Below are 13,393 nucleotides of genomic sequence, written 5' to 3'. Positions count from 1 at the left end.
TTTTATGTTAGTAGCAGTTTAAATAATTATACTTTTGATTCTACATCGGCATCTATCATTTGTTCGAGTAGTTGTTCTACTTTTTCTGTTTCCACAACCAGGTGATCAAGCTGGCCCTGTTTGGCATTTGTTGCTTTCTTACCCTGTGCTTTGCAGATAATGTACTCATAGTCCAGGTTTAGTTTTGTTGCAATATCAAAGAAAGGTTCGATTACAAATCCCTCGTTAAAGATCTCTACCAGCTTTGTGCCCGGCTGGCAGAAAAGCATGCTGATCATACCAGCTCCGGTGGGGGAGAGTACAAATTTAGCCTTCGAGAAAAGTTTGATCTTATCTGAAATGGATAGCTTACTGGACAATATCGTGTTAAAGCCATACTGCCCTAGTACCTGTTGAAGTTCATCTTCGTTGAGGATATTTCTGATGGAGGAGTCGCGCCGGCTGATAAACAGGAACGGACCTTCGGAGCCTACTGACTGCTTTTGATTCTCTTCTGCTACCGGCAAAAAAACCTTTCGTGTATAATCTATCAACCACTTTGGCACCAGTGAATGATTGCCTCTTGGGGCTGTGGAAGCGATTAAACGGTCTGCAGTAATATGCGGATAATCTTCACCGGTAATTATTTTCTCTTTAGGAATACCAAGTAGCGCTAATGTTTCTGTCTGATAACTATAGCGTGTACTCGGAACAAGGAACCAGTCAACCTGGTCGTAAAGCCCACCTTTCTGTAACAGGTGCAGCCTCGGTAGGACATCCAAAAACCAATGCCCTATGTTATTGATACCAGCGCCTCCGGAAAGCATGGTAAACACAGAGCCTTTAAAATGTACCGGCACAGAAAACATTCTTTGTTTGAAAATGGGATTATTTTCCTGTGCAGTTACTTTGCCTTTGTGCAGGCTAAGCGATACATTATCAACTACTTTATTGTCTCTGGTGATAATGGCAATGCTGCTTTCATTATCTGTGTGTAGCCGACCCTGGGGTATCTCCGCCACAATATAATCTGTAACTACTCGCCGCTCAGGTTTCCAGTACTCAGAGCATGCCTGGTACAACTCCTCTGATATATCCAGTGTCGTAACATGTTTAGGATAAATAGTGTGCACAAAAACATCGTTCTTGACAGATTCGGCTATAGAGTTTAAAGGAAGTAGCAACAGCACACCCGTAGGACGTAAATAAGTGCGCAATGGGATGGTTTTCTGAGTAACTTTTTTGAGGCGTTTTATTATTTTAAAAAGAAGTAGACTTAGTTGCATAGAGGGAAATTAGGTGAGAAACTATAACTTAAGTCTTAAACGTCTTATATAAAGAGAAGTTAATAAGCTTATCGACTTTATGTTTTCAGAAAATCGGTAATTATCTCACAATCATGGAATAAAACAAGCGTTCGATCCAGAAAACAACTGCAAGCGATGATGTTTCCCGAAGGGGATATATTTTGACCGTGAAATGGAAGGTTATCGAACCCAGAGAGTGAACGTCTTTTCGCCTTTCTAGCCAGATACAGGGATTAGTGACTGAAAAAGAAAAAGGGAAAAGCGATCTGAATGATTGCTTTTCCCTTTTAGTAGACCAAAGGATGGAATTATCGAACCTTTTCCACAGGGATTTAGTGGATCTTGCGTCCATGATACTAACCTAAATAATCAATACTTCTTTTGCCTGTTATGCGGCAGTGGTATCTATTATGTCCGGTCTATACTCTTTCAGAATAAAAGATTCCTAATAGACAATGAGCAGTATTTTATCGTGATTTTACAAATTTGCTATGGGTTTATTTAAGGTAGGCAATGGTTTAGTTAGGAACAAATTTTAAACTGGCGGTTGGCGAGGAGGCATATTAGTGAATGTCCTATTCCCTATTTTTTTGTTAGTCCTTGCGTTTCCAGCTTAACACTATAGTTGCAATTATAAATAACCGCAATAAAGTAAAGATCATCTCACCTGTTGGTTCTAGGTTGGTCGGATAAGCCATGTTGGCCAGTAAGTGAAGTATGATAGCGCCAAGAATACTGCGGTTAGTATTATTGTATACCCATGAAAAGATGAAGCAAAGTGCAATCAGCTGAAAAGACCAGGACCAGAACTGATAACCAAAGCCTTTAGCGTACTGCGAGGTGCCGTCGATAAAGAATAGTGGGAGGTGCCAAAGGATCCAAAAAAAGCCTAGTATCAGGTTGCCAACGATACGGCCATACTTTCCCTGTAACGGGTCCAGTACATAGCCACGCCAGCCAAACTCTTCGGAAACAGGCCCAGCCATTATCATTACAAAAGCAAACATAAGAATTGTTGATGCAGAGTTGAGGCCGTTAAATAAACTGGCTACCGGTGGTTGTTCACCTCCGAAAAGAGAATAAATAGAATAACCGACTATATAAATGGCGGGCATTATAAGCAGGATAACAAGAAACCATACCCAGCTAATCCGCTTTAGGCTAACTACACGGTTCCAAAAGTCTTGCTTTTCGGCTAGGCTGCCATAGCGGTGCACCAGGAAAATAGCCGCTAAAGTTGGTCCGAAAGATCCCAGAATAAGCAATGGAAGCATTAAATCCCCGGGTATTGGCAAGGCTAGCATAGCACCCCATACAAGCCATGAGAAAATGAAGCTTAAAGCGAAAAAAACCAAGATTCTGGATAATCCGGTATGTGGTATCGCTGGTTTTTCCATTGTTAAAGAGTTCATGTAATTAATTGTAAGGTAAAATAAAGTACAATATAGTTAATTATGAATATTTAATCACCCTGACTTTAAACTAACTCTGATACGTAGTGCCAACCTGTTATAGCTTACAATGAGGTATTGTTAAGAAACTGACAGTTATACAGGTTTCCTGTGACTGAATAAAGTTGTTACTGAGTTTCCTTGACTGAAGAAGATCGTTTCCTTTACCTGCCTGCCATCTTTATACTAAGAATTCTATATATTTAATTTTAATGATGTATGTTAGCTTTAAATTTACAGTCCCATAAATTGGCAACTAAAAACAAGAATCAATCCCAAATTCAAATGAATATTTTCATATTCTCCTCCTTGCTATTCAAACATGAACTCTTTAACACACCTACCAGATCCAGGCAGCAAACAAGCGAAAGCACGCTGTAGCTATTACATACATAGTGCAGATAAGTATATGTTGTCGTATGTCCACTAGTTGGCGTGCATGTGAAAGTATAGAATGGGAAAAATGAACTCCTTAATATTATATGAAACTGACAAACTCCTTTTACTTCATGAATGGGAAATGGCTTTTCTAATAGATAAAAGAAGCGATTCTGTTCTGTTGCAAGAAGAGTATGTTGGAGACCCCACAAGCGGATTAATCGATGAAGGTAATAAATGGGCTGTTGTTGCTGGAGACCATCTAACAATTTGGATTGAAGGGAAAAAACTGAATGTAGATGAACTGACTGAGATACATTCCATAAGACTAAAAAATGCTGATACTATAGAAGTTTTGATTGACCCATGGAGTGCAAAATCATCTGTATGGAAATTGAATGTAAAGACTCTTGAAAAATCTAAAATTAGAGACTTCTTTGAGTATATAGACAAACCTTACACTGAAGAAGTAAATTGGTAAAAACACGAGACTTTGGCGTGCATAGGTAATTAATAGAATTCGAACTGAAAGTATAATAATGTCAAAAAGTTATCATGTAACCCGAAACGATTTAAAAGTGCTCTCAAAAAGAGAACTTGACGAAATGGCTGATGACAAGGACTCTTTACTTAATGAATATGCTGAAAGAGTAGCGTTAAGCGAGAAGTCAAGAAAAAACGAAAGGGAGTAAAAGGTAAGAACAACGATACGCCAACAAAACCTATAAGTTAGCTACGCCACCTTATAGCAAAGCCGTTAGGCAGTAAATATTATAAATGGTGTCCGAAATTAAATAAAAAAGCCTATTAGAGCACTCTAATAGGCTTTTTAGTAGACCAACTGATGGATTTATCGAATTATTTCCACAGGGATTTGGCTGATTTTGAACCTTGCATCAATTTAAAGAAGGAGTGACTTTCTATGCTCGGCCGTCATCTCAATAAACCCTGTATTTCCGCTTTAGACATTTCAAACAGATGTTGACATTACAATGGAGCGAGCCCAACACTCTGCTTATCCTGTTTTGCTTCTTGTAAGGACACTAATTATGTTTAGATGCTAAATTTATAGGTAAAGAAAAAGGGGTATATTAAAAGCAGGCGTGGGGGACTTCCTTTGCTGCTGTTTTTGTTTTCAGGGATTGTGATCCTGGTTATAAAAGCCTAGCCAAATTAAGGAATATGTCTCTGTTGCCGCTGATGAATTAAGACATAGCAAAAATGAAGGGGATGAACTATCGGCAGACCCGATGAGAAGAAACAAATAAGGCTGATCAGCTTAATTTAAGACCTTGGGTGCTGTAGAGTTGATGTTTCATGCTTAGTCACATCTTTTGATGCTTTCATCACATTTTTTTGGAGCTAGCTTCTAATATTTCTACTCTTGCTCATGATATATCTATCGTCGCACATCTAAACAAAAGCAGGAATGGAAGCACTGGCAGCATTATCCATAGAGAATATCTCCAAGACCTACGCCAATGGGGTGAAGGCCCTGGAAAACGTTTCACTGCAAATACCGGCAGGGATGTATGGCCTGCTGGGGCCAAACGGTGCAGGCAAATCGACACTCATGCGCATTCTAGCCACGCTCCAGGAGCCGGATGAAGGCAGTGTAAAGCTTGGTGAAATTGATGTGCTGAACGAGCAGGAAAAGGTGCGCGAGACACTAGGTTACCTACCCCAGGAGTTTGGCGTTTACCCTAAAGCAAGGGCCGAAGACCTGCTGATTCACTTTGCCATTTTAAAGGGCATTACGAGTAGCAAAGCACGCAAGGAAGTCACAGAAGCGTTGCTACGGCAGACGAATCTCTGGGATGTGCGCAGACAGAAGCTGGGTGGTTTCTCAGGTGGCATGCGGCAACGCTTTGGTGTGGCGGTGGCGCTACTGGGCAACCCAAAGCTGATGATCGTGGATGAACCCACGGCGGGGCTGGACCCGGCTGAGCGGGTACGTTTCCTAAATCTTCTGAGCGAGCTAGGAGAGAACAGTGTAGTGATTCTCTCCACCCACATTGTAGAGGACGTCTCGGAGCTATGCACCAACATGGCCATCATCAACAAAGGAAAAATACTGCTGGAAGCGGAACCATTAAAGGCCATAGAAGAATTACAAGGGCGAATCTGGCGCAAGATAGTGGAGAAGAATATGCTCTCTCTGGTGGAGTACGAGCACAGTGTGATCTCTACCAAACTAATGAGCGGCCGCACGGTGGTGCACATCTACAGCGAGGAAGACCCCTGCAATGGCTTTGAGCCGGTGCAGCCAGACCTGGAGGATGTTTACTTCAGTACCATGGCAGGTCATTATAATGCTGACCAGCGATCACAAATTCAGGAGGTGGTTTCATGAAGCTACTAGAGATATTTCGCTACGAACTTGTCAGCCGCCTGCGCAGCCCCTCCACCTGGATCTACTTTGCTGCACTGCTAGGACTCTCCATTCTGATGGTAGAAGGGTTGATGGTGCAAGAGGCGAAAGGAAGTGGTAACACAGGCAATAATTTCCATGTAAATGCTCCATTTCTTATTGCCTTTACCATGGTCTTCTTCAGTATGATAGGCATGGCTGTTACAGCGGGACTCTTTAGCGACGCCGCCGTACGGGATTTCCAGTCGCGGTTGCATCCACTGTTTTTTACTGCCCCCATTCGCAAATCCGATTACCTGGGCGGGCGCTTCCTGGGTGCCCTAGTTGTAAATATCCTGCTGATAGCAATTATGCCGGTTGGCCTTATACTTGGCCTGCAGTTACAGGACCTGGAACCTGAACTGCTTGGAGCATTCCGACTGGAAGCGTTTTTGCTACCCTTTTTTACTATTGTGTTACCTAACCTGTTTATCACAGCAGCCATTTTAACTACCCTTGCCATGCTAAGCCGTCGGGCATTGGCGAGCTATGTAGGTGGCCTAATTCTTTTTCTGGGTAGCTTAATTACGGCAGAGGAGTTAGTGGAGCAGACGGCTTTTAGGGAAGTAGCAGCATTATTTGAACCTTTTGGCTTTCTGGCGGTGCGCGAAACTATTACCTACTGGACACCCTTCGAGCGGAATACCCAGCTTATAGAACTGAGTGGTCTGCTGTTATGGAACCGGCTGATCTGGATGGCTGGTGCGACAGGTATGCTCGTTTTCCTTTATGTACGCTTCCGGTTTGGGCATGAAGCTGGTCGTGAACGCAAGCGCTACAAAATAATCCCTGAAGTACAGGATAGTGTTGCTGTCCGACCAGCCCCGATAGCTGTGCCACGTGGTGTGCAGGCAGTGACGTATGGTACACGCGTCAGACAGGTAGTTGCTGTTGTGGGACGCTCATTCAGTGAGATCTTCAAAAGCCGCGTTTTGCTCTTGATCACGATAGCCAGTCTTTTATTATTGTTTATTAATGGCTGGGATGCGTGGGTCGTTTTTGATACTCCTACATGGCCGGTAACGCATGTGGTTGCCCGTGATGTTCTTGGTCAGTTGCCCCCTCTGATTTACCTCCTCACAGCCATCTTTGCAGGTGAGTTGATCTGGAGGGATCGAGAAGTAGGCATGAGCGAGATCAGTGATGCGATGCCGGTGCCGAACTGGATTTCCTTTATTGGAAAGTTCCTGGCGCTTGTGCTGGCACTTGTAGCATTGCAGGCTGTGCTGATGGCGGGTGGCATTCTGCTGCAGGCAATTCAGGGCTACTATAACTTTGAGCTGGGGCTTTACTTGCAGATACTTTTTGGCATTCAACTGGTTGACTATATTTTGTGGGCCATACTGGCCATGTTCGTGCACGTGCTGGTAGATCAGAAATATGTGGGCCACTTGGTATTCGTGCTCTACTATGTGCTCTTCAGCTTTGGGAGGTGGTTGTTCGAGATAGAGCACAATATGGTACTTTATCCTGCTGCACCTGGCTGGACCTACTCCGATATGAGCGGCTTCAATCCATTTCTGGCGCCTTACCTGTGGTTCAAGCTTTATTGGGTAGGATGGGCCTTAGTCATTGGCGTAGGGATCAGCCTTTTCTGGCGACGCGGACGTGAAGGCGGATTTTTGCACAGGTTACAGGAAACCAGAAAACGCTTTAATAGGCCTACAGGTGTTATGGCAGCAGTGGCCGGAGTATTTCTTCTTGCAGCAGGTGGATTTGTTTTTTATAACACCAATGTGCTGCATGATTACCAGACGTATGATGCACGTGTCGCACAGTTAGCAGCGTATGAGCGGCTCTACAAGCGATATGAAGGTGCTCCTCAGCCACGTGTTGCCGGTACCAGCTATCATATAGAAATCTACCCGGATAAACCATCTATTGGGTTACGCGGCAATTATTTGCTACAAAACAAGTCAGCTGTAGCTATTGATACACTTCATCTGATGATTGATCCGGATATTGAAGTACATCAAATGGAGTTTGACCAGGTAGCAGAGCGGATGCTTGAAGATAAAGTACACGGCTACCACATATTTGTGCTGGAAAAGGCTCTTGTGCCGGGAGATTCACTACAATTGTCTTTTGCGCTGAACTTTGAGACCAACGGGTTTACAAACAACGGTGTAAAACCAGCACTGGTCAACAATGGTACTTTGCTAGATCAACGAAGACTGCCCATTTTAGGCTACCAGCCGGATAAAGAGTTAAAGAGTGATGAACTGCGCGAAGAGCAGGGCCTCGCTCCCCGTCAGTCTACTCCTTCCGTTTATGACGAAGCGGCACGGCTTATTCCCCCGCAGTACGGGGAGTGGAGTCATTCTGAGACAGTGATAGGCACGGCTATGGAACAGGTTGCTATTGCTCCCGGTTCGCTGCGGCGTACATGGACGGAGAACGGTCGCCGCTATTTTCATTACAAAACAGATGTGCCTGTTAAAAATGTGAATGTTTTCTTTTCCGCCGATTATGAAGTGCTGGAGGATAAATGGAAGGATGTACAGGTGCAGATCTTCCACAACCCTGGCCACCAGTTCAACCTGAAGAGTATGATCCGAGGCGTTAAAGCATCTTTAGACTATTATACAAAGCACTTCGGGCCTTACCGCTATTCTCAGTTGCGGATCGTTGAATTCCCGCGTCACGAAGGAGGCTATGCCCGCGCTTTTCCGGGCACAGTGGCATACTCAGAAGGAATAGGATTTCTTGCCAGGGTAAAAGATGGTATAGATTATCCATTTGTTGTCACAGCGCATGAGGTAGCACATCAGTGGTGGGGTGGGCAGTTTGCGGCGGCTGAGGTGCAGGGGAAGCGTGTGCTGCATGAAACGCTGGCACATTACAGCGCCCTGATGGTGATGGAAAAAGCGTACGGACCAGAAAAAGTTCGTCAGTTCCTGGGCCAGTTCCAGCACCGTTACCTGGTAGGCCGTCAGAACCGGGGGCATCTAGAAGTGCCGCTCCTGTTGTCGGGCGACCAGGATTATATCCACTACGACAAAGGCGCGGTGGTGATGTATACCCTGCGCGATTATATTGGCGAGGAGCAGATCAATCGTGCGCTTCGTCGCTTTTTAGAGAAGCATAGCTTCAGCAATGCGCCTTATCCTACCACGCTGGATCTACTGAGCGAGCTTCGGGCTGTAACATCTAACTCCTTGCAATACCTGCTAACCGATCTGTTTGAAGATATTACGATCTGGGACATACGCGCACACAAAGTACAGACAAGGCTTACGGGGACAAGCAGCTATCAGGTGACACTGGAAGTAGAAGGGATCAAGATGAAGGCCGATAGTATTGGCCGTGCAAGGCCGGTTCCGATGAATGACCTGGTTGAAATTGGTGTCTTTGCGGAAGCCGGGGAAGGGGAGGAACTGGGTAAACCACTTTACCTGCAGAAGCACCGGGTTAAGAGTGGCAAACAGCACATTACAGTAACAGTACCGAAACAACCTGCAAGCGCCGGAATTGATCCGTACTACAAGCTTATTGAGTGGACGCGGGAAGACAATGTTGTGGCTGTTGATGCTGCGAATAGCCAGTTTTAATAGGGCGAAGTTAAGATTTAACTAAAGCCTGAATTCGATTTCATACAGTGTAGCTTAGACAGCTAGTATCATAAATCTACGTTGGTAGTAAATGTGTAGTAAAATTATCTTATACCTTATCATTACCTTAAAAGTTGAAGAATGGGAAACCAAAAAGGAGTGTAGAACTCTGGGATTAACAACGATGTAAATCTTTTTGTTACTTTTCTGTTACTCTGAAAACAAAAAACCCGCTTATTTAATGAAATAAGCGGGTTTTTAAGCTTTAATCTCTAGTTCAACGGATACAATTATCGGACTATTTCCATGGAGATTTGGGTGCTATAGAAGCTTTTGGTTTTTTCTAGATTCATCAAATCATAAATAAAGCTTATTAAACATAGTCCTCTTTAGTCAAACCTACTTTACAGTTTGCTTCGTGAGTTAGTATGAAGTATAGGCTAAACATAAATTAGTATTAACAAGGGGGATTAATCTGTAAATAGTAATTCCTTAATACTATTAAAATATTAACATCTATTATTTATTATTTATTATTTATCTAACATTTACCTGAAGTGGATGGAAACAACATTTAATTTATCTTTACGAGATTACTCTAATGTCCTAACCTGGGTCATAAAATGCGGGAAAATCATTTACAATTCATAAAAGTAAATCCGGAAGATAGAGCCTATATTCTTGGCTTACTTACCACGCTGCATCCTGTTAGCAATGACCTCCAGGAAGAATTTTACAAGCATGCAATTGCCATTCAGTTAGAAGAAGGCCAGCACCTGCTTTGTTTAGGAGGGAAGTGCAATTGTATGTATTTTATAACTGAAGGTGCGCTAATGGCTTACTCCGTTCACAAACCAAAACAGATAACCACGTACATTTCAGTAGAAAATGAATTCATAAGCTCTTTGTCTGGACTATATGGCGAACAGCCCTCTCGGGAAGCTATAGTTGCAGTAGAGCCAACACTGGTCTAGAAGTACATACAGATATACTACAAGGCTGATATTAGCGCTTTTTTGATCTCAATTATATTATCCGGCAGGTATACGAAAACTACTACCGCGACACTCAGGAGCGTACCCATGTAGTGCGTGTTGGAAACGCAACAGAGCGCTACCATTACTTTTTAAGATCTAACCCGGATTTATAGACCGCCTCCCGCTGGACTGTATTGCCTCTTTCCTGGACATGAAACCGAAACACTGCTGCGTATTAAAAAGCAGGACAAAATGAATGTGCAAGCCCAAGATGATGAAAGCCTGCTGGTACAGGCAGCGAAATTTATACAGAATACGGCATGCTTTAAAGAGAAAACGATAATGGTACATAGCCTGGCTGCACGTCTTGGAATTCCTGCTTACAAACTCTCCCTGGCATTAAACACCATCGCCAAAACAAGCTTCAACGATTTTATCAATCAGTACCGGATCGCTTACCTGAAAACCCAATTAGAGAAAGAAGAATTTTTGCAGAGCTATACCATGGAAGCTCTTGCTTTACAGGCAAGCTTTGCATCCCGCAGTGGATTTTACAAGGCATTTAAAAAATGGAGGGCATCAGCCCCAAAGAGTACCTTGCTGCTTCAAAAGCTATACTTTAAATACATTATCTGGTATCTAGACTGAACAGGAGGGTGCGCATAGCATAAATTTTACAGTATCATATCGTACTTATCTGAGTAATTGATCAGCCTACCTAGCTTAAGCATTGTGCGATGTATACCATATTGAGTAAGCAGGGTGCAATTTAAAAGTAGTTTTGTGAAGATAATTTGTCTCCGTTTTCAATACAGGACAAATTTGTGCAACTCTTTAAAAGAAGCTCACAATCGTAACTTGTAACTTGCGCAAAGTTTTAGATGCTCGCTTTATAAGATTTCCTTAAAGTATTTAGCCTTTGCAGATGCCGAACTATAGTTTAGTATTTGCACCGCAGCTAACATTCTGTAATACATCTCATTAGGATTTTAATTCTTGAGGTTTTTAAAGTGTTAGAACTATAACACTTCCCGCTTATTTGCTACCAGTACACTACCGAAAACAATGAAATTAAGACTGCCTCAGCTTATAGTTGAAGCTTCCTTTTGTTTTATACCAAATTTCAATTTATAGCCAAACCTTTACACCCTATTTATGAAACGATTTGCTGCCCTCTCTGCGGAGTGGGTCTGTGCGCGAGCTGTTACCACATTACAGCCTACATATAAAAAACTGCTATCCTTTGCAGTAATGCGCAACTCATTTGCAAGTATAGTTTATATCGTCTTAAGAAAGGGCAAACTGCAACTTCTTCCTTCTAATAAGTAATCAACAACCAACCTTTTTATATGAAACAATTTTACATGCAGTTATCCGTATGGTGGGGGACCTCCCAAACCGATAGGATAGCAAAATTTAAAGGACTCGCTCTGGTCTTTTTCCTGTTATGTACTGCACATACTATGCAAGCACAGCAGGTTTATAACTTTGAGTATACTGGCTCTATAGTTAACTGGACTGTACCTGCTGGTGTAACTTACATCTCCATTGAAGCTTCTGGGGCGCAAGGGGGAAATAATGGAGGTAAAGGAGCCAAAATGAAAGGTAATTTTACTGTTACTCCTGGTGAAACTCTCAAGATATTAGTTGGGGAAAAAGGTGGCGATATGGTCATTAATAACCAAGGTTCAGGTGGTGGAGGTGGTGGTAGCTTCATCACTAATGCTACCAATATTCCTCTCATTGTTGCAGGCGGTGGTGGTGGTTTTGCTCAGGACCCAAGCAGGCAACTTATTTCTCCCATTGATGCTAATGGGAATATAACAGAGAATGGTAATGATGGAAATAGTAAAGAATCATATATAGGCGGTTCTTATTCTTATTATCATGGACTTGGCGGCATAAACGGTAATGGAGCTACAGCGAATAGTGATGGGGGAAATGCACATGCTGGTAATGGGGGCGGTTTTTATACAAATGGAGCAAATGGTTTCGCCGGAACTGGAGGTACTTCTTTTATAAATGGAGGTACAAAAGTAATTAAACAAAACTATGCCGACGGAGCTTTTGGCGGTGGCGCAACTGGTGGTTACTGGGGGGCTGGCGGCGGCGGCGGCTACTCAGGTGGTGGCGGATCATATCACGCCCCATCGAATGGTGGAGGAGGCGGCTCTTATAATATAGGTACCGATCAAGTTAATATTGCAGGCGCTAACACAGGTAATGGCATTGTCGTTATCACTTCTTTATTCTCAGCAACTCTATCCGAAACCAATTCCATAGCTTGTGCTGGTGATGCAACTGGCGAACTGTCCGCAACAGTTTCAGGAGGAACGGCTCCTTATACTTATAGCTGGTCTCCAGCAGGTGGTACAGCTGCAGTTGCTAGTAATTTAACAGTCGGTACTTACATAGTAACAGTTACGGACGCTGTGGGTAATACGACAACAGCTACCAAAGAAATCAAAGCTAACGATACTGAAGCACCTGTAATTGTAAAATCAGGTACAAAGGTACTATCAATTCCAGCTGGTGAAAATAGAGATGGAAGTATATATACCCATTACTTTACCGATCCGCTTCCGGCCGGCACTGTAGTTACAGGTGTAACTTTAGAATATTCTGGCAGAGACCAAGGTTGGGGTGGTACAGGTGCCTGGGCCAGAATGGTAGTTTCTGATACACAGATTGGTTCGAACCAGTTCTTTGGTTACAGCCAGAACTTCAGGATTGAATACAAAGGTGATATACCAGGTTATGTATATGGTGGTAATAACCACATGAAGATGTTTTACAACTCAGGTTGGGGCTGGGTTGGATACTTTCAAGGTGGTACCATGACAATTCATTATGAGACCTTGGCAGATGTTAAAGGTGAATGTACTGCTACAGTAACTACTGTGCCAGTAGCTAATGATAATTGTGCTGGTGCTGTTACAGGTACAACTACAGATCCGCTAACTTACTCAACGCAAGGCACACACGTTATTACCTGGAAGTTTGATGATGGGAATGGTAATGTTTCAACGGCTTCTCAGAACGTGATAATTCAGGATATTAATGCACCAACTGCTTTAGCGAAGAACATAACTGTTCAGCTGGATGCAACTGGTGCGGCAACTATCACACCTGCAATGGTTGATAATGGTTCTTCTGATGCTTGCAGTGATGTTACGTTATCGCTATCTAAAACTGCGTTTGATTGCAGCAACGTAGGAGCCAACACGGTAACTTTAACCGTAACCGACAAGAATGGTAACAAAGCAACTGTTGATGCAACGGTAACAGTAGCTGATAATATAGCACCGGTAGCGCTTGCCAAGAACATCACCGTTCAGCT

At 43.1% G+C, this 13,393-nt stretch carries 9 protein-coding genes; 7 read left to right on the top strand and 2 right to left on the bottom strand.

What is annotated here, in order from left to right; genetic code table 11:
• Window positions 1–26: 26 nt before the first annotated feature.
• Together ABS362_RS17430 and ABS362_RS17425 are read right to left on the bottom strand one after the other, a co-directional pair.
• Entirely contained in the window at window positions 27–1,196 is a 1,170-nt protein-coding gene (locus tag ABS362_RS17430) for a glycosyltransferase family 61 protein (RefSeq protein ID WP_350414081.1), read from the bottom strand.
• Between the two features lie 683 nt (window positions 1,197–1,879).
• Window positions 1,880–2,560 carry a CPBP family glutamic-type intramembrane protease gene (locus ABS362_RS17425; protein WP_350414080.1) on the bottom strand — a complete coding sequence of 227 codons (681 nt, stop codon included), beginning with the start codon at window positions 2,558–2,560 and terminating at the stop codon, window positions 1,880–1,882.
• Between the two features lie 631 nt (window positions 2,561–3,191).
• On the opposite strand from ABS362_RS17425, the gene ABS362_RS17420 reads away from it, so the two are divergent.
• The 7 genes from ABS362_RS17420 to ABS362_RS17390 form a co-directional block, all read left to right on the top strand.
• Window positions 3,192–3,596, top strand: coding sequence for a hypothetical protein (locus tag ABS362_RS17420; RefSeq protein ID WP_350414079.1), 405 nt, complete (start codon window positions 3,192–3,194; stop codon window positions 3,594–3,596).
• 58 nt (window positions 3,597–3,654) lie between these two features.
• A complete protein-coding gene (locus tag ABS362_RS17415) occupies window positions 3,655–3,807 on the top strand; it encodes a hypothetical protein (RefSeq protein ID WP_350414077.1) in 153 nt (50 codons plus the stop codon).
• Between the two features lie 737 nt (window positions 3,808–4,544).
• Complete coding sequence (locus ABS362_RS17410; RefSeq protein ID WP_350414075.1) at window positions 4,545–5,468, top strand: ABC transporter ATP-binding protein; 924 nt, start codon at window positions 4,545–4,547, stop codon at window positions 5,466–5,468.
• On the top strand, window positions 5,465–9,076 hold the full coding sequence (locus tag ABS362_RS17405; protein WP_350414074.1) for an ABC transporter permease/M1 family aminopeptidase: 3,612 nt from the start codon (window positions 5,465–5,467) through the stop codon (window positions 9,074–9,076). Before ABS362_RS17410 ends, ABS362_RS17405 begins: the two co-directional genes overlap by 4 nt.
• A gap of 623 nt (window positions 9,077–9,699) precedes the next feature.
• On the top strand, window positions 9,700–10,050 hold the full coding sequence (locus ABS362_RS17400) for a cyclic nucleotide-binding domain-containing protein (protein ID WP_350414072.1): 351 nt from the start codon (window positions 9,700–9,702) through the stop codon (window positions 10,048–10,050).
• A gap of 255 nt (window positions 10,051–10,305) precedes the next feature.
• Window positions 10,306–10,701, top strand: a complete 396-nt coding sequence (locus tag ABS362_RS17395; RefSeq protein WP_350414070.1) for a helix-turn-helix domain-containing protein — start codon at window positions 10,306–10,308, stop codon at window positions 10,699–10,701.
• A gap of 815 nt (window positions 10,702–11,516) precedes the next feature.
• A partial coding sequence (locus tag ABS362_RS17390; protein ID WP_350414068.1) for a SprB repeat-containing protein occupies window positions 11,517–13,393 on the top strand: 1,877 nt, incomplete at its 3' end.

Origin of the sequence: Pontibacter populi (assembly GCF_040278685.1) — a bacterium.
GTDB classification, from domain to species: Bacteria; Bacteroidota; Bacteroidia; order Cytophagales; family Hymenobacteraceae; genus Pontibacter; species Pontibacter populi.
Note: the sequence above shows the minus strand (reverse complement) of the source record. Positions and strands in the feature narration are given on the sequence as shown.